Genomic DNA, 19,409 nt, shown 5'->3' with positions numbered 1-19,409 from the left:
CTAGGATTGCCCCGTGGGAGATTTGATTTTCTGGTTGGTCGTCGCGATCGTCGGGGCCGGGCTGGTGGCCGCAGCGCTCGTCATCAGGTACGGCAAGAAGGAACTGCCCCCCGGTGAGAAGCCCGAGGCGATCGAGGCCCCTGAGGAGGGAGCCGTTGTCGAGGAGAAGCCGGTACCCGAGGATGCATCGGATGACGAGCCGGCGGGTGAGATCGCTGAGCCTGAACCGGCGAGGCCCGAACTGGATCAGCCCGAGGAGCCGCGTTCCCGGTTTGCCCGGCTGCGTCGCCGCCTGGCCTCGAGCAACAATGCGCTGGCCCGGGCGCTCGGTGAACTGCTGAGCGTCGATCGGATCGATTCCGAGACCTGGGACGATTTCGAGGCCACCCTGATCGCCTCCGACCTGGGTGTTGGACCCACCACGGAACTCACCGAGGCGTTGCGCCGGGAACTGAGCATCGACGGGATCTCCGATCCCGAACGCGCCCGTCAGGTGCTGCGCGCCGAACTCCTGAAGCTGGTCGAGCCAGATCTCGACCGGAGCCTGAACCTGACAGCGGCCGATGGCGACCCCGCCGTCGTGATGGTGGTCGGGGTCAACGGGACGGGCAAGACCACCACCGTTGGCAAGCTGGCCCGGGTGCTGGTGGCCGAGGGGCGCTCCGTGATGCTTGGCGCGGCCGACACCTTCCGGGCCGCCGCCGCCGAACAACTCGCCACATGGGGGGAGCGGGTCGGTGTCGAGACGGTGAGCTCCGCCGAGGGCAGTGACCCCGCGTCCGTCGCCTTCGACGCGGTCGCCAAGGGCAAGGAAGAGGAAACCGACGTGGTGCTCGTCGACACCGCCGGACGGCTGCACACCAAGGTTGGGCTGATGGACGAACTCGGCAAGGTCAAGCGCGTCATCGAGAAGAAGGCACCCGTCACCGAGGTCCTGCTGGTCCTCGATGCCACCACGGGCCAGAACGGAATGACGCAGGCCCGGATCTTCTCCGACGTGGTGGATGTCACCGGAATCGTGCTCACCAAGCTGGACGGTTCCGCGAAGGGCGGCATCGTCATTCAGGTGCAACGCGAACTCGGGGTTCCGGTCAAGCTCGTCGGCCTCGGGGAAGGCGTGGACGACCTTGCGCCCTTCGACCCCGAGGGATTCGTTGCCGGAATCCTCGGGGAATGAACGCGGAAATATACTTCAGGACAGTCCGGGAGTCATGAGCGTCGGATCGACGAGACCCAGCTGAATGGCCCGCACCAGGATCTGGGTGCGGGACTTCAGCCCCATCTTGTCACCGATGTGGGACAGATACTGTTTCACGGAACCCTCGGAGATGAACATCTTGGCTGCGATCTGCGCATTCGTCATTCCTTGGCCGAGCCAGATCAGCAATTCCTTCTCACGGGGGGCGAGCCCGGCGGCTGCCGCCTCGTCGGTCAGGATCTTGGGGTGTCCCGTCAGAAGATCGGCGACCAGCTCGCGCCGAACCCCCGGCGCCAGCGGCATGTCGCCGTCACGGGCCTGCTGAATACCGTTCAGCAGGGCGGGGCCGCCGCAATCCTTCATCAGGTATCCGGAGGCGCCGGCGCGCAGAGCGGAAATGATGTACTCCTGAGTGCCGAAGGTGGTCAGGGCAACTATGCAGGCCCCGCGATGTTTCCGATTGATCTCGCGAATGGCATCAACCCCTGACATGTCGGGCATCTGAAGATCCATGAGCACCACGTCCGGCTTCAGTTCTTCGTAGGCCTCCACGGCCTCCCGCCCGTTGCGGGCCTCACCAACCACCTCGTGATCGTCGTGTCGCGCCAGGAACATGCGGTAGGCCTCGCGGACCATGGGATCATCATCAGCGACTAGTACACGGCAGAGCTCGGTCATGATGAAAACCATAATCCACGGAACCGGGTTTTGCCCCATCAACCGCCGCGCCACGCGGAAGGACGTGTCTTCCCGGAGACGCGAGGCGGACGGAATGCCTCGATGGTGGCGCGAAGCCGGCCGGTTTGTCTGTGGGTGACCCGCCCCGAGGAGTGCGGCCGCGGCGACGCGGTGTGTAAGATCTGAGCGTTGCTGGGAGTAGGAGGTGGTGGATCGCGTGAAAAAACGGAGGAAGCAATGAAAAAGATGCGCCTTGCGGCAGCTGCTCTCGTGTTGGGATCCTGCTTGGCCCTTGGTGCGGTTCCCGCGACCGCCAACACCACCGAGCCGGTCGCCAATCAGAACTCCATCTCCGTGGTGAAAGGCAACGAGGCCAACCGTGGCGGCGTTGGCTGTATCATTTGGTGGCTCTTCAAGACGACTACTTGGTGCAAAAGGTAATGATGGCTTGAAAGAGAAGAATGCATGGTTTCCGAATCGGGAAGTGAGCTGATCTGAGCGGGGGGACATGAGCCAGGAAGCTGAGGAGAAGAGCCCGACGGTCGCTCTGGTCGACCTCGGGCGCTGGTTCGTCCTGTTCGCCGTAGGTTTTCAGTTCATTTCCAATATTCTGGAGCTTTTCATCGAAGGGGCCGAGATACGTCCCTTGGTTGTCCTGACCCACGTCTCGATCGCGGTGGCTTCCTTCGTGCTGCTCTGGTGGCCGTGGATCGGACTGTGCATCGGGCTGCTGCCCTTGGTATTCGTGATGGTCACCGGGGACGCCGGAGCCGACCCCGTGTTCTTCGTGCTGGCATCGGCCACTTTCGCCTTCCGCTACGGCGTGCGGCCGATCTCCATGGTCGTTCTCTTGGGAACAGGCTACGGGGGGATTCGCAGCCTCAGCGCCATGAGGGGTCTTGAGGGCTTGGTCGGGCAGATGTTCGACTACACTTTCCTGACCGTTTTCGGCGTCTTCCTGGGACTGGCCTTCAAAGGCGTTCTCGCCGTTCTTGAGCGCCGGGAGGTGCGCCTTGCCATCCTGGCCGGGGATATCGTCGAGATTCGCAGCGGCGAACGCCTGCGGCTGGCGGGGGAGCTCCGCCGGGTCGTGGGCGAACGCCTCGAGGAGGCGTGGAAGGGCCACAAGGCCCCGCGCCGCACATCCGACACCTGGGCCCTTCGGGACGCCATCGAAAGAGTGCAGACCGTCTGCCTCGATGCGGTCACCCGCGTCCGGGCCCTGGTCGGGATGCTGCGCGAGGATCCCGTGGCCGATGGCAGCGACGAGTCGAAATCCATCATCGGATCGGTCCAGATACTCTCCAGCGCGGCGGAGGCCCTGCGCCTGCAAGGTCTCCACGTGGACCTGAAGGTCGATGAAGAGCTCGACCGAAGAAGCGTGCTCACCCAGCTCACCGCCACCCGGGTGGCGCAGCTGGTGCTGAAATCCTCCGACGCCCTGCGCCCCGATCCCTTGCGCCTCAAGGTGGAATGCCCCTCCAGCCACACCACCCGCATGATGGTGGAACTCGTCACCCCCAACAAACTCCGCTCGGAGGACAAATCGGCATTCGAGCGAATCCGGGAGCGGGTTCAATCGCTGGGGGGACAGTTCTCCAAGGGATTCACCGGCAGAGGACACCTGTTCGAGATCCGCCTCCCGGAATCCCGATACGGGGAAGTGGATGACGCGGCCGCCGTCAAGGGGAAGAAGAAATCACTCGGGAGGAAAATCCTCGGCACCGCCGTGCCCTTGCTCTTCATGGGGATCATGGCTCTTCGGACTTACCTGACCCAACCGCTGGGATGGGCCTTGGCGTGGCCCCTCCTCGGGTACGTGAGCAGTGCCGTCATGCTCCGGTGGCCGCTCACCGGTGGGGCCGTGGCCGCCGCGGCAGCGGCGGGCATGCTGATCACCCCCGAACAGACCCCCGTCGCGCTGTCCATCGTGCTCCTGATGGCGTGCTGGAAATTTGGCCGAACCCAGAAGCCCTACTGGATTCTCGGTATGGGCTTGGCGGTCTTCATTGGCATGTGGGGGCTCGTCGTCAGCGGTGTGGAAAGCAGACCGGAATTCCTTGCGGGCGCGTCGATTTCATTCGTCGGATTGGTCTATTCCGCTCTGAACGGGCAGTACGAAAGGATCCGGGCGGAACAGAGCGAACGGGCAGCCGCTCTCATGGAGGCCATCGAGGCCGCCCGCACGGAGGAACGCAACCTTCTCGCCCGTGAACTCCACGACGTGCTCGCCCACCACTTCTCCGTGATCCTGCTGCAGTGCATGGCATACGGGGAGAGCGATGACCCAACGGAGGTTCGATTCGCTTTGGATCGGATCGCGGGATCGCTCGAAGCGGCGGATGGCGAGCTCTTCCTGCTCACCGACGTCATGTCCGAGGGGGAGGAGGGAAAGCTGCCCGCTCTGGTGCGGCCCCTCACCGTGGCCGGCCGCCTGCAGGGCACCCTCAAGAACTCCTACATCCACGCCGACTTCAGGATAGACCCGGCATCTGACGATCTGCCCCCGATCACACGACGCACCCTCACCCGCGCCATGCAGGAGGGGGTCACCAACATCATCCGCTACGCGGATCCCGGAGGTAAATGCCTGGTGGAGCTGGATGTGGGGGAGACCACCACCGTGCTTCGCATCTGCAACGAAATGCCGAAGAAAAAGCGAGAATCCAAGCTGTCGCTCGGCTACGGGCTTTCAGGAATCCAGGAACGCATTGATCTCTCCGGAGGGCGGTTCACCGCGGGACCCGAAGGGGGCCAGTGGGTGGTGACGGTGGAAATTCCCAACCGGGGGAGCGAAGCGGAGTCCGTCGGAGGGCCGAGCAGCCACATGCGCTGAGGAGCCCCTGTATTCTTGGCAGGCACCGCCTCGGAATCCAAGGAGCACGGACTTGTTCGACACACTTCAGGAACGCTTGGCAGAGACGTTCAAGGGCCTCAGGGCCAAGGGACGACTCACACAGACGGACATCGACGCCACGATGCGGGAGATCCGCATCGCCCTGCTGGAAGCGGATGTCAACCTCGGGGTGGTCAAGCAGTTCGTCGCCGCCGTCAAGGAGCGCTGCCTCGGCGTTGAGATCAGCCGCGCCCTCAACCCGTCACAGCAGATCATCAAGATCGTCAACGAGGAACTCATCGGAATCCTGGGCGGGCGGGATCGTCCCATCCGATTCGCCAAGAAACCGCCGACGGTGATCATGCTCGCCGGTCTGCAGGGCGCGGGCAAGACCACCCTTGCCGGGAAACTGGGTCGCTGGCTGAGATCCGAGAAACACAGCCCCCTGCTGGTGGCCTGCGACCTGCAGCGCCCCAACGCGGTGAACCAGCTCCAGATCGTGGGGGAACGGGCCGGGGTGCACGTCTTTGCGCCGGAACCCGGAAACGGCGTCGGCGACCCGGTTCACGTGGCCCGTGCAGCGCTCGAACACGCTGAACGCAATCTCTACGACGTGGTGGTCATCGATACCGCAGGCCGGTTGGGCATCGACGAGGTGCTGATGCAACAGGCCTCCGACATCAAGGCCGCCACACGCCCCGACGAGGTGCTGTTCGTCGTCGACGCCATGATCGGCCAGGACGCCGTCAACACCGCCAAGGCATTCAACGAGGGCATCGGCTTCGACGGGGTGGTCCTCACCAAACTCGACGGCGACGCCCGCGGCGGCGCGGCCCTGTCCATCGCCCGGGTCATCGGCAAACCCATCATGTTCGCCTCGAACGGCGAGGGCCTGGCAGACTTCGACGTTTTCCACCCCGACCGGATGGCCTCCCGCATCCTCGGCATGGGTGACGTGCTGACCCTGATCGAGCAGGCCGAGAAGAACTTCGACGCGGAATCCTCCCGTAAGGCGGCCGAGAAGCTCAGCGCAGGCAAGGGAAGCTTCGGGCTGCAGGACTTCCTGGCCCAGATGCAGCAGCTGCGGAAGCTGGGACCACTGAGCAAGATCTTCGGAATGCTGCCGGGCGCAGGCCAGTTCAAGGACGCCATCAACTCCATCGACGAGAAGGAGGTCGACCGGATCGAGGCGATCATCTTCTCGATGACCCCGACGGAACGCGATGACGTCGGTATCCTCAACGGCTCCCGCAGGGCGCGGATCGCCAAGGGTGCCGGGGTGCAGGTCTCGGATGTCAACAACCTCGTCAAGCGATTCGTCGAGGCCCGCAAGATGATGGAACAACTGGCCGGTGGGAAAATGCCCGGAATGCCGGGCGTGGGTGGAGGACGCGCGGCACGCAAACAGCAGGGCAAGTCCAAGAAGCGCGGACGGAAGATCTCCGGAAACCCCGCCAAACGCAAGCAGCAGGAGGCCGAGCGCGCCCTCGGCGTCAAACCCGGGGCCGCGCAGGCCTTCCCCCAGACGATCGACGACTTCCAGCTGCCCCCCGAACTGCAGAAGATGTTCGACCAGCAGCAGAAGAAATAGTCCATTCCTGGCCCCGGAGTCCCTATGCTTTCGCTCATGACTGCGGAGCCCATGCACATACACGGCACCTTCCTGCCCGACGAGGAACCCCGGGACCTCTGGGTGGTCGACGGCAGACTCACCGCTGAACCCGTCTCCGGGGCGAGGACCCTGGCCCGGGACGCCTACATCATCCCCGGGCTGGTGGATGCCCACTGCCACATCGGACTGGGGGTGGAGGGGGCCGTCAGCGTCGAGGAGACACGCCGTCAGGCGCGCGCCGATCTGGCCGCCGGGACCATGTTGGTTCGCGATGCGGGATCCCCCTGCGACACCCGATGGGTGCAGGGGGACGAAACCTTGCCGAGGCTGATCCGCGCGGGCAGGCACGTTGCCCGCACCCGCCGCTACATCCGTCACCTGGCGGTCGAGGTGGAGCCCGAGGCCCTCATCGAGCAGATACGCCATGAGGCCCGCGACGGCGACGGCTGGGTGAAGCTCGTCGGCGACTGGATCGACCGTTCAACGGGTGATCTCGAACCCTCCTTCCCGGCCGCTCTGGCGGCCGAGGCGATCGCGGTGGCCCACGAGGAGGGCGCCCGAGTCACCGCCCACTGCTTCGGGGAACAGTCCGTCGCCGAGCTGGTGGCGGCCGGGATCGACTGCATCGAACACGGCACCGGCATGAGCGATGAGGTGATCCAGCAGATGGCCGACGGCGGTGTCGCCCTGGTGCCGACCATGATCAACCTGAACAGGTTCCCCCAGTACGCGGAGCCGGGACGCGACAAGTACCCGGTGTTCGCCGACCACATGATGGCCCTGTACGCACGCCGCCGGGAAACCATCGGCAAGGCCATCGAAGCCGGGATCGAGGTGCACTCGGGCACCGACGCGGGCACCGTCGTGCCCCACGGAGAAATCCTCTCCGAGGTCGCGGAGCTGGCCTCGCTCGGTGGTGGCGCGTTCGCCATCGAGGCCTCGAGTTGGGGAGCCAGATCATGGCTCGGTGCGGACTCCCTCACGGAAGGGGCCAGCGCGGACCTGATCGTCACCAATACCGATCCGCGCGCCGACACCGGGGTTCTCCGGGATCCCGTGGCCCGGGTCCTGCGGGGGCGAGTGGTGTCCTGATTCGGAAGTTCCCGGCCCCTCAAACGGGGATCCGGGCCCATGGTCAGCATCAGCGAAGGGGCGGAGACCACGCGCACGCGTAAAAGCCGCGCCGGGTCGGGGCAGGGCTCAACCCCAACCCAGCTCGTGGAGCCGCTCCTCACCGATGCCGTGGTAGTGCCCGATCTCGTGGACCAAGGTGATGGCGATCTCCTCGAACAGTTCGTCCTCGTCCTCACACATGCGTGACAGGGGGCCACGGAACAGCACCACCCGGTCGGGCAAGGTTCCGAACCACGAGGAGTCACGCTCGGTCAGGGCGGTTCCCTCGTACACCCCCAGGGTGTCGGAACCGTCCTCCGGTTCGTCCTCCACCACGATGGCCACGTTGTCCAGAGCGCTGAGCAACTCCTCCGGGAGGGCGTCAAAGGCCTCCTCGACCAACGCGTAGAAGTCTTCCTCGCCGATGTCCACGATACCGATCCTACGGGGATTTGTTGGGACTGTACGGAGAAATCTGGCAGAATACATCCGCACCTGTCGCTGGCGCCCTCTAACTCCGGCGAGCACGGTTCAACCGGTCAATGCCGGGCGTGCCCCACACGCACCGTTCATTGGTCATCCAACTCGTCTGGTCACAGACCCACAAGCAACAGGAGATTCCGAACTTGGCTACCAAGATTCGTCTGAAGCGTCTCGGCAAGATTCGCTCCCCCCACTACCGCATCGTCGTCATGGATTCCCGTTCCAAGCGGGACGGGCAGGCCATTGAGGAGATCGGTCTCTACCACCCCAAGAACGATCCTTCGTTGATCCGCGTCAACTCCGAGCGCGCCCAGTACTGGCTGTCCGTGGGCGCCCAGCCGACTGAGGCAGTGGTCGCCATCTTCAAGCGTTCCGGCGACTGGCAGAAGTTCACGGGAGAGGACACCCCCTCCGGAATCCTTCCGCAACCCGAGCCGCGAGACCGCGAGGCCGAGTTCGCGAAGGCCCTGGCCGAGGATGGCAGTGCCGTCGCCCCCGCCATCTCGAGGGCGAAGAAGAAGGCCGAGGAAGAAGCTGCCACCGAGACCCCCGCCGGGGACGAGGCCACCGAGCAGGAGGCCTGAGCCGTGCTCGCCGACGCTCTCGAGCACTTGGTCGCTGGGATCGTTTCCAACCCCGATGACGTGACCGTGCGGGACAAGGACCTGCGCCGCGGTCGGCTTCTGGAGGTGCGTGTCCACCCGGAGGACATCGGAAAGGTGATCGGTCGGCAGGGCCGTACGGCGAGTGCACTGCGCACCGTGGTCGGGGCGCTGGCGGGAAGCGAACAGGTCCGCGTCGACTTCGTCGATGTCGACCGGCCCCGTCGCCGCTGAATGGGTTCCCCTTGACCGATCTGGTTGAGGTGCTCGTCGGAGTCGTGGGTCGCGCCCACGGCATCCGCGGCGACGTGTTCATCGATGTGCGTACCGACGAACCCGGACGCCGGTTCCAGCCGGGGTCCGGGTTTCGTCTCGCGTCCGGGAAGAAGGTGGTTCTGGAAAGGATCCGCTGGCACCGCGGGAGACTGGTGGCGTCTTTCCGGGGGTATCCGGACAGAACCGTCGTCGAGACGCTTCGTGGCGAGCGCCTGTTCGTCGACGTTCCCGCCGACGAGACCCCGAGCGAACCGGAGGAGTACTTCGACCGGCAGCTCGTGGGGCTTCGTGCGTTGGGCGCCGACGGTCGGCAGGTCGGTGAGGTCGTGGAGGTTCTGCATCTGCCGGCGCAGGACTGCCTTGCGGTCGAGACCTCTTCCGGGAGGCGCCTGGTTCCCTTCGTGTCGGCCCTGGTGCCCCGGGTCGACCTCGTGGCGGGGGAGGTGCAGTTCGCCGATGTGGGCGGGCTGCTGGAGGAAACCGAATGAGAATCGACGTCATCACGATCTTTCCCGACTATTTGGCGCCGTTGTCGTTGTCGCTGGTGGGGAAGGCCATCGAGGCGGGCATTGTCGATCTGGCCGTCCACGATCTTCGCTGGTGGACACACGACCGGCACCACACCACCGACGACACCCCTTACGGCGGGGGCGCAGGGATGGTGATGAAACCCGAACCCTGGGGTGAGGCCCTGGACGCCATGGAACACCTCAGCCCTGCGCCCATGACGGTGGTGGTACCGACACCGACGGGCCGGGTGCTGGACCAGGACCTGGCCCACGACTTGAGCACGCGGGAAAGGCTGGTGTTCGCGTGCGGACGCTACGAGGGCATCGACCAGCGGGTGCTGGACCACTGCGCGGAGAGTTACGAATTCATTGAGGTAAGCCTTGGCGACTATGTGCTGAACGGCGGTGAGGTGGCGGTGCTGACCATCACCGAGGCGGTGGTGCGGCTCATCCCCGGAGTGCTCGGGAACCCGGAGTCGCTGGTGGAGGAATCACACGCTCCCGGGCACCGGCTGCTGGAGTATCCCAACTACACGAAACCCCCTGTCTGGCGGGATCGGGAGGTACCCCCCGTCCTGCTGTCCGGCAACCATGCGGCCATCGCGACATGGCGTCGGGAACAGGCCCTGGAACGTACCCGGCAACGCCGCCCGGATCTGTTCCAGAGGGGGGTCTGAAGAGGCTATTTTCGTCCCTTCCGGGTAGCGTAAAACCCCTTCTGGACAAGGGTTTGGCGCGTTTTTGCGACGGGGCGACCCTTAACCGGACCCGGTGTGCGAAATTACGCCGGAAGGCAGCTAGAGTGACCCTCGTGGCAACATCACTAACTATCCATCAACGAGCGTTGCGGTCCACGGTCGCGCGGAAGGCCCTGATGGCGGTCACCGGCCTGATCCTGATCGTCTTTCTGCTCGTGCACATGTACGGCAACCTGAAGATGTTTGTCGGCTACGAGGCCTTCGACCACTACGCCCACTGGCTGAAGGGCGCCACCGACGATGGTGGCATCATGGCTCCGATCATGCCGGCCGGGCAGTTCATATGGGTGTTCAGGGCAGCGCTGCTTCTGGCCATCGCTCTCCACATCTGGTCCGCGGCGACGTTGTCGGCGAAGACCATCAAGAACCGCGGCGACAAGTACCAGGTCACCAAGCGTCAGGCCCAGACCTACTCGTCCCGCACGATGCGCTGGGGTGGTGTGATCATTCTTCTCTTCGTGATCTTCCACCTGGTCCAGTTCACCATCGTGCCCGGCATCCTGGGCGGTCATGCCGCCGAACCGCACACCATGGTGCTCGCAGGATTCCAGCAGTGGTGGATCACCGCCCTGTACGCCGTGTCCATCCTGTTCGTGTGCATGCACATCCGTCATGGTCTGTGGAGCGCTTTCGCGACGCTGGGTGGAAACCTGTCCGCCAATTCCCGCAAGTGGCTGAACATCATCGCGCTGGTCGTTTCCGTGGCGCTCTACGCCGGATTCATGATCATGCCCCTGTGTGTCCAGTTCGGAATCCTGAAGTGAGCAGCACCATGACGACCACGAATTTCAACCCCGCAGATTACTGGGTCGACGGTGAGGACATCGTCGACACCAAAGCGCCCGCGGTGGAGATCGACAAGGTCTGGCAGACCCGTCAGTTCCAGGCGCGTCTCGTCAACCCTGCGAACCGGCGCAAGCTGAGCGTCATCATCGTCGGTACCGGTCTGGCCGGTGGTGCGGCCGCCGCTACCCTGGGCGAGGCCGGCTACAACGTCCTGAACTTCTGCTACCAGGACAGCCCTCGCCGGGCCCACTCCATCGCGGCCCAGGGCGGCATCAACGCGGCGAAGAACTACCGCAACGACAACGACTCCACTTACCGGCTGTTCTACGACACGGTCAAGGGCGGCGACTACCGCGCCCGCGAGACCAACGTCTACCGGCTAGCCGAGGTCAGCGCCAACATCATCGACCAGTGCGTCGCCCAGGGCGTTCCCTTCGCCCGCGAGTACGGCGGTCTCCTGGACACCCGTTCCTTCGGTGGTGTGCAGGTGCAGCGCACCTTCTACGCCCGCGGCCAGACGGGACAGCAGCTGCTGATCGGTTGCTACCAGCAGCTGGAACGCCAGATCGAGGCGGGCACCGTCAAGATGTACTCGCGCCACGAGATGGTCGAGCTGATCGTCGTCGACGGCCGCGCCCGCGGCATCGTGACCCGCAACATGGTCAACGGCAAGATCGAGGCCTGGACCGCCGATGCCGTCGTCCTCGGGACCGGTGGTTACGGCAACGTGTTCTTCCTCTCGACCAACGCCATGGGGTGCAATGCCACCGCCGCCTGGCGCGCGCACCGCAAGGGCGCCTACTTCGGGAACCCCTGCTACACGCAGATCCACCCCACCTGCATCCCCGTGCACGGCGACACCCAGTCCAAGCTGACCCTGATGTCGGAGTCACTGCGGAACGACGGCCGCATCTGGGTGCCCAAGAAGGCCGAGGACTGCGCCAAGGATCCCCGCGACATCCCCGAGGAGGACCGCGACTACTACCTGGAGCGGATCTACCCGGCGTTCGGCAACCTGGTTCCCCGCGACATCGCGTCGCGCCAGGCCAAGAACATGTGCGACGAAGGTCGGGGTGTCGGCCCCGCCGTGGCAGAGAAGCAGGCGGACGGGACCACCAAACAGGTACGGCGAGGTGTCTACCTCGACTTCTCCGACGCCATCAACCGGTTGGGCAAGGACGGGGTCTCCAACAGGTACGGCAACCTCTTCGACATGTACCAGCAGATCACCGGCGAGAACCCCTACGAGGTGCCCATGCGCATCTACCCGGCGGTTCACTACACCATGGGTGGCGTCTGGGTGGACTACGACCTGCAGAGCACGATCTCGGGTCTCTACGTCACGGGTGAGGCCAACTTCTCCGACCACGGCGCGAACCGCCTCGGCGCATCGGCGCTGATGCAGGGGCTCGCCGACGGGTATTTCGTGCTTCCCAACACGATCAACGACTACCTGGCCGACGGCCCCTTCGAGAAGATCTCGGACAAGCACCCGGCGGTGGTGGAGGCGGTGCAGACCGCCACGGCACGCGTCTACAAGCTGCTGAGCATCCAGGGCACTCGTTCCGTGGATTCCTTCCACAAGGAACTGGGCCAGATCATGTGGGAGTACTGCGGCATGAACCGCACGGAGGAGGGGCTGATCAAGGCCATCGGTCTCATCCGCGAGCTCCGTGAGGAGTACTGGCGCAACGTGCGCGTCACCGGCATCAACGAGGACTTCAACCAGGCCCTCGAAAGGGCCGGACGGGTTGCTGACTTCTTCGAGCTGGGTGAGTTGATGTGCATCGACGCCCTGCACCGTCGCGAGTCCTGCGGTGGCCATTTCCGGGCCGAGTCCCAGACCGAGGAGGGCGAGGCGCTTCGCCATGACGACGAGTTCCTCTACGTCGCGGCCTGGGAGTGGACCGGTGAGGGCAACAAACCGATCCTCCACCGTGAACCTCTCGTCTACAAGGCAATCGAACTGAAGCAACGGAGTTACAAGTGAAGCTCAAGCTGCGCATCTGGCGCCAGGCCGGCCCCAACGCCCGGGGCGCGATGGCCGAGTACGACATCGATGGCGTGTCCCCGGACATGTCCTTCCTGGAGATGCTCGACATGCTCAACGAGCAGCTCACGGATGCGAACCAGGAACCTGTCGCATTCGATCATGATTGCCGTGAGGGTATCTGCGGCATGTGTGGTCTCGTGATCAACGGCGTCGCTCATGGCGGTTCCGCCACCACCACCTGCCAGTTGCACATGCGTTCCTTCGCCGATGGTGCGACGATCGAGATCGAGCCTTGGCGGGCCGGTGCCTTCCCGGTGCTCAAGGACCTCGCGGTCGATCGCACGGCGTTGGACCGGATCGTCCAATCCGGTGGTTACATCTCCTCCAACACGGGCTCCGCTCCGGATGCCCACGCAACCCCCGCCCCGAAGCGGGAGTCCGACAAGGCGTTCGACAACGCAACATGCATCGGTTGTGGCGCATGCGTCGCTGCCTGTCCGAACAGCTCCGCGATGCTGTTCACATCGGCGAAGATCACACACTTGGCGATGCTCCCGCAGGGACAGCCGGAGCGCTACCGTCGTGTGAAGTCGATGGTTGCCCAGCACGATCAGGAGGGGTTCGGCAACTGCACCAACATCGGGGAGTGCGCCGCGGTCTGCCCGAAGGGTATCCCGCTGGAATCCATCTCCCAGCTGAACCGCGACCTCATCAAATCGCTGTTCAAGGGCGACGGCAAATAGGAGACCCTGCGTCTCCGCGCCATCGCGCCAAGGCCACCCGTGTGGGGCGTCCGGAAACGGGCGCCCCACGTCGGCTCCCGAGGACGCGCGTCATGCCGTGCTTTTGTGGCATAATTGTCAGCCGTTGCCCAACCGGGCAGCCAGCCCGAACCCGGTTCCTGCCACAGGGGGACAACCGGGGTGTGGCGAGAGAACCACGACCGCGGTGACCTGTGGCACTGACGAGGACATCATGACCAATCCCTTGATCAAGGCCGTCGACCAGGCCGCTCTGCGAACCGACATTCCCGATTTTCGCCCCGGCGACTCCGTACGCGTGCATGTGCGAGTCATCGAAGGTAGTCGGTCTCGTGTCCAGGTGTTCGCCGGTGTCGTGATCGCCCGCAACGCCAGCGGGGTGCAGGAAGCATTCACGGTTCGGAAGGTGAGTTTTGGGGTGGGCGTCGAGCGCACCTTCCCGCTCCACAGCCCCATCATCGAGAAGATCGAGGTGGAGCGTCGGGGTGACGTGCGTCGCGCCAAGCTGTACTACCTGCGTGGTCTGCGCGGCAAGGCCGCCAAGATCAAGGAAAAGCGAGCCTGAGGGCATCTGCTTGGCCCGTGCCTGTAGGGTGAACCCGGCGGTGCGGGCCGCTTGTTTTTCTCAGGAAGGCGAATGCGTTGGAAAGCACCGATGATTCCGGCACCGGAGCCACACAGGAGAAGGAGCGGTCCTTCCCGCGAAGATTCTTCAGCGGAGTGGGAGAGATCGCTCTCATTCTCGTTGGTGCGCTCCTGATCTCCACCCTGCTGCGGGGGTTCGTCGCCCAGATGTTCAGCATTCCGAGCGGCAGTATGGAGAACACCCTGAAAGTTGGGGACAGGGTTCTGGTGGCCAAGTTCGGAGGGTTCCAGCGCGGTGACGTGGTGGTCTTCGAGGATCCTGCGCACTGGCTTTCGGGCCCCCAACCGGCGCACACGCCGATGGAACAGGTCTTGGAGTTCATAGGAGTCCTTCCGAATCCCGGCGGGGGATATCTCATAAAACGCGCGATCGGTATGCCGGGGGATCGGGTGACCTGCTGTACGGCTGAGGGAGCCGTGACCGTGAACGGAACAGCCTTGGACGAGTCGCAGTACTTGTACTCCGAGGATGGCGTTCAGGTCGCCCCGTCGAACCTACCCTTCGATGTCATCGTTCCCGCTGATCACATTTTCGTGATGGGCGATCACCGGAATGCCTCAGCGGATTCACGATGCCATTTGAGGGACACGCGGGTCGGAGGAAAACCCGGAGCGGCGGCCTTCGTCCCCACGAACAAAGTGGTGGGTGCGGCTGTGGCCATCGTGGCTCCGCTGGACAGATTGTCGACCTTCCGGGTGCCGGAGACCTTCGCGAGAATTCCCAAACCCGAGCGGGAAGCTCCCGCGGAACCCACCATCATCGAGGCCCCGGCCGGGTGCTGAAAGACGTCCATGTCTATGAGAACGTCCTGACGTCCGCTGGGTTCGGTCCGGTTGCCGGGGCGGATGAAGCGGGGCGTGGGGCCTGTGCCGGCCCCTTGGTGGCTGCCGCGGTGATCCTGGATCCTGCCCGCCCGGTTGAAGGGCTCGACGACTCCAAGGCCTTGACCCCGAAACGCAGGGTTGAGCTCTGCTCAGTGATATTGGAAAACGCCGTCGCGGTCGCTTGGGCACGAGTTGAACCCGCTGACTGCGACACCTTGGGGATGCATGAGGCCGATCTTCAAGGACTGCGCAGAGCCGTGGCGCGGCTGCACGTCAGGCCGGGGTTCGTCCTGACCGACGGATTTCCGGTGAGCGGTCTGGGAGCACCGGGGTTGAGCATCTGGAAGGGAGACAAGGTTGCCGCGTGCATCAGCGCCGCTTCCATCGTCGCCAAGGTCCAGCGCGATGCGATCATGGTTGCCTACGAACGGGAGTACCCCGGCTACGGCCTTGCCGTGCACAAGGGATACTGCACCGTCGCCCACAAGAGGGCCCTGAAGCTGCTCGGGCCGAGCCCGATCCACCGCCTCAGCTACTCCTGTGTACCCGATGCGGCTAGAGTGTGATGCACCATGAGCACGGAAGATCTGGAACAGTACGAGAGCAAGCTGGAGCTTGACCTCTACCACGAATACAAGGACGTAGTCGGCATCTTCACGTACGCAGTGGAGACCGAGAGGCGGTTCTATCTGTGCAACGCCGTCGATCTGAAGGTGCGGACCGAGGGAAGCGATGTCTACTACGAGGTCTCCATGGGCGATGCGTGGGTGTGGGACATGTACCGGCCTGCGCGATTCGTGAAGAGTGCGAAGGTCCTGACTTTCCGGGATGTCTCGATCGAGGAGATCACTCACTCCGACTTCCCGGTTCCCAACCAGGGCTAGGCGTTCTCGTGGCGGTCCTGCTGGGATATTGCAGGCCTGCCGACGCGACCTTCTGAAAGGTCCGTGGGAAAAGTTTTCCTGTGGAAAACTGCTCGCGGATGCCATCTTCTGCCCAGAGTGGTGGCAGGAGGTGATCTTGTGGTTGTTCGTGGAAAACCTCGGGCGATCGGGCGAATCGGGGAGGAGCACGCCGTCGAGCATCTGACCGGTCTCGGGTGGCAGGTGCTCGACCGCAACTGGAGGTGCAACGAGGGTGAGCTCGACATCATCGCTCACGATCCACATGCCGGGGCGCTGGTTTTCATCGAGGTGAAGTGCCGTTCGGGGCTCGGGTTTGGTGACCCACTCGAAGCGGTCACGTGGCGCAAACGCAAAAAACTACGACAGCTCTGTTGGCTGTGGCTTGCCGAGCACAGAATCCGAGCGGACCTCGTGCGCATCGACGCCATAGGAGTGCTGCTGCGTCCCGGGGAGAAACCCGTGATCAATCACGTCCGGGGGATCGAGGAATGAGCACCGCGTCAGCTTGGTCCGTGGCACTCAACGGGATTGAAGGAGCGATGGTCGAGGTTGAGGTGGCCGAGGGAGGCGGTCTTCCCCGCACCGTGCTCGTCGGTCTGCCGGATGCGGCGCTCTCGCAGGCGAAGGAACGGGTTCGGGCAGCGGTGACGGGAGCTGAGTTGCCGTGGCCCAGTGGGCTGGTCACCATCAATCTTTCTCCGGCCAACCTGCCGAAGACCGGAACCCACTACGACCTGGCCATAGCAACGGCTGCCCTGGCGGCCATCGACAAGGTGCCGAAGGACGCGGCTCGGAATCATGTGTGCCTGGGTGAGTTGGGGCTGGACGGAAGATTGCGGCGAGTCCCGGGAATCCTACCGGCTCTACTCGCTGCGGTCAGGAGCGGCTTTGACAAGGTGATCGTCCCGGCCAGTCAGGAAGCCGAGGCATCCCTGGTGCCCGGGATCACGGTGTGGGCCGTCGGACATCTGAAGGATCTCGTCGCCGTACTCAACGGGGAACCGCCACTGGGTGGATGGGAACCTCCGGCCGATGAAGATGTGACTTCCAGACACAGGCCTACCCTGGATTTCCGGGAAGTAAAGGGGCATATCGAAGGCCGCTGGGTGATGGAGGTGGCAGCAGCGGGACGACATCACGTGTTCCTGCACGGCGCACCCGGTGTGGGGAAAACCATGCTCGCCTCTCGGTTGACCAGCATCCTGCCTTCCCTCGATGGTGAGGAAGCGGTTGAGGTCTCCGCTTTGCACTCGCTTGCCGGATTGGACCTCAGCGGAGGGTTGTTGATCGATCCGCCCTATGCGGATCCTCACCACTCATCCTCACCGGCCTCGATAATTGGTGGGGGAGCGCGACTGGTGCGTCCCGGGTCGATTTCCTTGGCGCACCGTGGCGTGTTGTTCCTCGATGAGGCACCCGAGTTCGGGACGCGCGTCCTTGACGCACTGCGCACCCCACTGGAATCTGGATGGGTCAGCATAGGCAGAGCGGCGATCCAGGTGCGGTATCCGGCACGATTCCAGCTGGTGTTGGCGGCGAATCCGTGTCCCTGTGGTTTCCACGGAGTCACGGGCCGCGAATGCCGCTGCTCTCCCATGGTGGTGCGGAGATATCAGGAACGATTGTCGGGGCCGATCATGGACCGCATTGACATTCGGCATCACATGTTGCCCCAGTCTCGTTCATTCCTGGGGGATTCACTGGAGCAACCCGAGTCCAGCGCCGAGATCGCAACACGTGTTCTCGTGGCTCGGGAAAGGCAGGCTCGACGGCTTCGAAGCACGCCTTGGCGCACCAACGGCGAGGTGGCCGGACCGTGGCTTCGCTCGCACCTGCCCCTGCCGGAGGATCTGTCCCCCCTGGAGAAGGCTTTGAACCGCGGCCTGCTGAGCGCTCGTGGGGTGGACAAGGTGCTACGACTGGCATGGACCGTTGCAGATCTAGCCGGTGAGGACCGGATCTCGGCGGCTTCCCTGCGGGTTGCCATGCAGCTGAGGCAGGGTATGTTCCACGAGGCGGCATGATGGATGTTCGGGAACGTAGGGCCCGCATGGCTCTGTGCGCACTGCAGGTGGCGGCGGATCCGCGGCTCACCCAGCTCGTCGAGAGTTACGGGGCCTTGGATGTGTGGGAAACCATTCAGCGACAGGGGGATTCCACATCCTTGGGGCGTCGCGCACGAGGCGTCGATCCCGGGCAGTTGGAAGCGGTGACGGTCCGGAGCGGCGCCAGTTTTCTGGTTCCCGGGGACGAGCTCTGGCCGGACAGCCTCACAGATCTCGGGAGGTGCCAGCTGGGGGACCAGGGAGGTCAGCCGCTGGGGCTGTGGGTCGCCGGGGACCCCACGGTGCTGGCGATGCCGCGAGCAGTCGCGATTGTCGGGGCTCGATCGGCCACCAGCTACGGCCTGCACGTGGCGGGAGAACTCGCAGCCGACCTCGGCATATCAGGTTGGCTGGTGATCTCCGGGCTTGCCTTCGGGATCGACAGCGCAGCTCATCGTGGTGCACTCGGAGCAGGTAGGCCGACCCTTGCGGTGATGGCGACGGGGATCGACAAGACCTATCCGGTCAGTCATCACGGGTTACGGAAGCAGATCGAGACCAACGGCGCGGTCATCACGGAAATGGCTCCGGGCACCCACCCGTTGCGAGCCAGTTTCCTGGCACGCAACCGCTTGATCGCGGCGCTCGGGGGTGGCGCCGTTGTGGTGGAGGCGGGAGTCCGCTCCGGAGCCCGGAATACCATCTCCTGGGCGGCGGAACTGGGTCGTGTGACCATGGCCGTACCCGGGCCGGTCACGTCCTCGCTGTCCGTCACCCCGCATCATCTGATCCGGGACGCGATGGCCACGCTCGTCGCGTCAGCCGCTGATGTGACGGCCCTGTTGTCCCCTCTGGGAGTTCAGGAGGAGCTTCCGTTGCGGGGTGAGGACCGGCCCATCGATTCTCTCCCGGCCCCACTCAGATCCGTCAGGGAGGCAATCCCGGTGGGTGGGACATCAGGGGTTGCCGAGCTGACGGCCGCCACCGGGATGACAATGCCCGAGGTGATTGCCGCGGCTGCCGAGCTCACCGAACTGGGATGGCTCGAGGGCACCGGCCAGGGATGGCGATTACCCAGCGGGGGATGACCAGCCGCATGGAAAAGGGCTGTGCTCCGTGGAACTGACCACGGAGCACAGCCCGGGAAAGCCTTGCCTCAGCCCGGCCCCGGAAACCCGTGGCGCTGGGCTCGTCGACTGCAACCGTTCACCGTGCCTACGTCTACACGGAGTCCAGGGTCAGGTATCCAGGGAATTGGGTGTCCTGTTTTGTGTTTGCGAGCTTCAGGGGGGCGCCGCCCTCCATGGGGTTCGGGATGCGGAGGGCGACCAGGCCGCTGTTTCCTTCGAGGGTTGCTGTTACTTCCGTGGTTTGGCCGGGAAGA

20 protein-coding genes are annotated in these 19,409 nt (G+C 64.4%); 18 read left to right on the top strand and 2 right to left on the bottom strand.

What is annotated here, in order from left to right:
• Positions 1 to 13: 13 nt before the first annotated feature.
• Positions 14 to 1,177, top strand: coding sequence for a signal recognition particle-docking protein FtsY (ftsY, locus tag E0E39_RS08370; RefSeq protein WP_130874329.1), 1,164 nt, complete (start codon positions 14 to 16; stop codon positions 1,175 to 1,177).
• Between the two features lie 15 nt (positions 1,178 to 1,192).
• On the opposite strand, the gene E0E39_RS08365 is transcribed toward ftsY, so the two are convergent.
• Positions 1,193 to 1,876 (bottom strand): response regulator, encoded by a 684-nt coding sequence (locus tag E0E39_RS08365; RefSeq protein ID WP_130874328.1) that lies wholly within the window; start codon positions 1,874 to 1,876, stop codon positions 1,193 to 1,195.
• Between the two features lie 508 nt (positions 1,877 to 2,384).
• Here E0E39_RS08365 and E0E39_RS08360 point away from each other — a divergent pair.
• Genes E0E39_RS08360 through E0E39_RS08350 form a run of 3 tightly spaced genes read left to right on the top strand, consistent with a single transcriptional unit; the run spans position 2,385 to position 7,416 of the window.
• The gene (locus E0E39_RS08360) at positions 2,385 to 4,712 is read left to right on the top strand and encodes a sensor histidine kinase (protein ID WP_130874327.1); all 2,328 of its coding nucleotides are present in this window, start codon (positions 2,385 to 2,387) and stop codon (positions 4,710 to 4,712) included.
• A 52-nt stretch (positions 4,713 to 4,764) separates the two neighbouring features.
• On the top strand, positions 4,765 to 6,303 hold the full coding sequence (ffh, locus tag E0E39_RS08355) for a signal recognition particle protein (protein WP_130874326.1): 1,539 nt from the start codon (positions 4,765 to 4,767) through the stop codon (positions 6,301 to 6,303).
• A 36-nt stretch (positions 6,304 to 6,339) separates the two neighbouring features.
• A complete protein-coding gene (locus E0E39_RS08350) occupies positions 6,340 to 7,416 on the top strand; it encodes an amidohydrolase family protein (protein WP_245988244.1) in 1,077 nt (358 codons plus the stop codon).
• Between the two features lie 108 nt (positions 7,417 to 7,524).
• Here E0E39_RS08350 and E0E39_RS08345 read toward each other — a convergent pair whose 3' ends face one another.
• Positions 7,525 to 7,869, bottom strand: coding sequence for a metallopeptidase family protein (locus E0E39_RS08345; protein ID WP_207302458.1), 345 nt, complete (start codon positions 7,867 to 7,869; stop codon positions 7,525 to 7,527).
• A gap of 194 nt (positions 7,870 to 8,063) precedes the next feature.
• Between E0E39_RS08345 and rpsP the strand changes: the two genes are divergently transcribed.
• The 14 genes from rpsP (at position 8,064) to E0E39_RS08275 (ending at position 19,113) form a co-directional block, all read left to right on the top strand.
• A complete protein-coding gene (rpsP, locus tag E0E39_RS08340; protein WP_130874324.1) occupies positions 8,064 to 8,504 on the top strand; it encodes a 30S ribosomal protein S16 in 441 nt (146 codons plus the stop codon).
• Positions 8,505 to 8,507: 3 nt separating this feature from the next.
• Positions 8,508 to 8,756: an RNA-binding protein gene (locus E0E39_RS08335; protein ID WP_130874323.1), complete on the top strand. Its 249-nt coding sequence runs from the start codon at positions 8,508 to 8,510 to the stop codon at positions 8,754 to 8,756.
• 11 nt (positions 8,757 to 8,767) lie between these two features.
• Positions 8,768 to 9,286 carry a ribosome maturation factor RimM gene (gene rimM, locus E0E39_RS08330; RefSeq protein ID WP_130874322.1) on the top strand — a complete coding sequence of 173 codons (519 nt, stop codon included), beginning with the start codon at positions 8,768 to 8,770 and terminating at the stop codon, positions 9,284 to 9,286.
• Positions 9,283 to 9,984 (top strand): tRNA (guanosine(37)-N1)-methyltransferase TrmD, encoded by a 702-nt coding sequence (gene trmD / locus E0E39_RS08325; protein WP_130874321.1) that lies wholly within the window; start codon positions 9,283 to 9,285, stop codon positions 9,982 to 9,984. The genes rimM and trmD overlap by 4 nt, the downstream gene beginning before the upstream one ends.
• Positions 9,985 to 10,118: 134 nt before the next feature.
• Positions 10,119 to 10,829, top strand: a complete 711-nt coding sequence (locus E0E39_RS08320) for a succinate dehydrogenase cytochrome b subunit (protein WP_245988243.1) — start codon at positions 10,119 to 10,121, stop codon at positions 10,827 to 10,829.
• Between the two features lie 8 nt (positions 10,830 to 10,837).
• Entirely contained in the window at positions 10,838 to 12,841 is a 2,004-nt protein-coding gene (locus E0E39_RS08315; RefSeq protein WP_130874319.1) for a fumarate reductase/succinate dehydrogenase flavoprotein subunit, read from the top strand.
• Positions 12,838 to 13,587, top strand: coding sequence for a succinate dehydrogenase/fumarate reductase iron-sulfur subunit (locus E0E39_RS08310; RefSeq protein ID WP_130874318.1), 750 nt, complete (start codon positions 12,838 to 12,840; stop codon positions 13,585 to 13,587). The genes E0E39_RS08315 and E0E39_RS08310 overlap by 4 nt, the downstream gene beginning before the upstream one ends.
• A 232-nt stretch (positions 13,588 to 13,819) precedes the next feature.
• Positions 13,820 to 14,170: a 50S ribosomal protein L19 gene (rplS, locus tag E0E39_RS08305; RefSeq protein WP_130874317.1), complete on the top strand. Its 351-nt coding sequence runs from the start codon at positions 13,820 to 13,822 to the stop codon at positions 14,168 to 14,170.
• A gap of 77 nt (positions 14,171 to 14,247) precedes the next feature.
• Positions 14,248 to 15,033 (top strand): signal peptidase I, encoded by a 786-nt coding sequence (gene lepB, locus E0E39_RS08300; RefSeq protein ID WP_130874316.1) that lies wholly within the window; start codon positions 14,248 to 14,250, stop codon positions 15,031 to 15,033.
• Positions 15,027 to 15,641: a ribonuclease HII gene (locus E0E39_RS08295; protein WP_245988242.1), complete on the top strand. Its 615-nt coding sequence runs from the start codon at positions 15,027 to 15,029 to the stop codon at positions 15,639 to 15,641. The genes lepB and E0E39_RS08295 overlap by 7 nt, the downstream gene beginning before the upstream one ends.
• A gap of 6 nt (positions 15,642 to 15,647) precedes the next feature.
• Positions 15,648 to 15,959 (top strand): DUF2469 domain-containing protein, encoded by a 312-nt coding sequence (locus tag E0E39_RS08290; RefSeq protein WP_130874315.1) that lies wholly within the window; start codon positions 15,648 to 15,650, stop codon positions 15,957 to 15,959.
• A gap of 138 nt (positions 15,960 to 16,097) precedes the next feature.
• Entirely contained in the window at positions 16,098 to 16,472 is a 375-nt protein-coding gene (locus E0E39_RS08285) for a YraN family protein (RefSeq protein WP_130874314.1), read from the top strand.
• A complete protein-coding gene (locus tag E0E39_RS08280; RefSeq protein WP_130874313.1) occupies positions 16,469 to 18,004 on the top strand; it encodes a YifB family Mg chelatase-like AAA ATPase in 1,536 nt (511 codons plus the stop codon). The genes E0E39_RS08285 and E0E39_RS08280 overlap by 4 nt, the downstream gene beginning before the upstream one ends.
• Positions 18,001 to 19,113, top strand: coding sequence for a DNA-processing protein DprA (locus tag E0E39_RS08275; protein ID WP_130874312.1), 1,113 nt, complete (start codon positions 18,001 to 18,003; stop codon positions 19,111 to 19,113). Before E0E39_RS08280 ends, E0E39_RS08275 begins: the two co-directional genes overlap by 4 nt.
• Positions 19,114 to 19,409 lie beyond the last annotated feature (296 nt).

The organism is [Pseudopropionibacterium] massiliense (assembly GCF_900607225.1).
Lineage (GTDB): Bacteria > Actinomycetota > Actinomycetes > Propionibacteriales > Propionibacteriaceae > Arachnia > Arachnia massiliensis.
Note: the sequence above shows the minus strand (reverse complement) of the source record. Positions and strands in the feature narration are given on the sequence as shown.

Coding starts and splice junctions, on each gene's coding strand:
- E0E39_RS08365 (WP_130874328.1), bottom strand. CDS start 1,876: ATGACCGAGCTCTGCCGTGTACTAGTCGCTGATGATGATCCCATGGTC.
- E0E39_RS08360 (WP_130874327.1), top strand. CDS start 2,385: ATGAGCCAGGAAGCTGAGGAGAAGAGCCCGACGGTCGCTCTGGTCGAC.
- E0E39_RS08350 (WP_245988244.1), top strand. CDS start 6,340: ATGACTGCGGAGCCCATGCACATACACGGCACCTTCCTGCCCGACGAG.
- trmD (WP_130874321.1), top strand. CDS start 9,283: ATGAGAATCGACGTCATCACGATCTTTCCCGACTATTTGGCGCCGTTG.
- E0E39_RS08315 (WP_130874319.1), top strand. CDS start 10,838: ATGACGACCACGAATTTCAACCCCGCAGATTACTGGGTCGACGGTGAG.
- rplS (WP_130874317.1), top strand. CDS start 13,820: ATGACCAATCCCTTGATCAAGGCCGTCGACCAGGCCGCTCTGCGAACC.
- E0E39_RS08290 (WP_130874315.1), top strand. CDS start 15,648: ATGAGCACGGAAGATCTGGAACAGTACGAGAGCAAGCTGGAGCTTGAC.
- E0E39_RS08280 (WP_130874313.1), top strand. CDS start 16,469: ATGAGCACCGCGTCAGCTTGGTCCGTGGCACTCAACGGGATTGAAGGA.
- E0E39_RS08275 (WP_130874312.1), top strand. CDS start 18,001: ATGATGGATGTTCGGGAACGTAGGGCCCGCATGGCTCTGTGCGCACTG.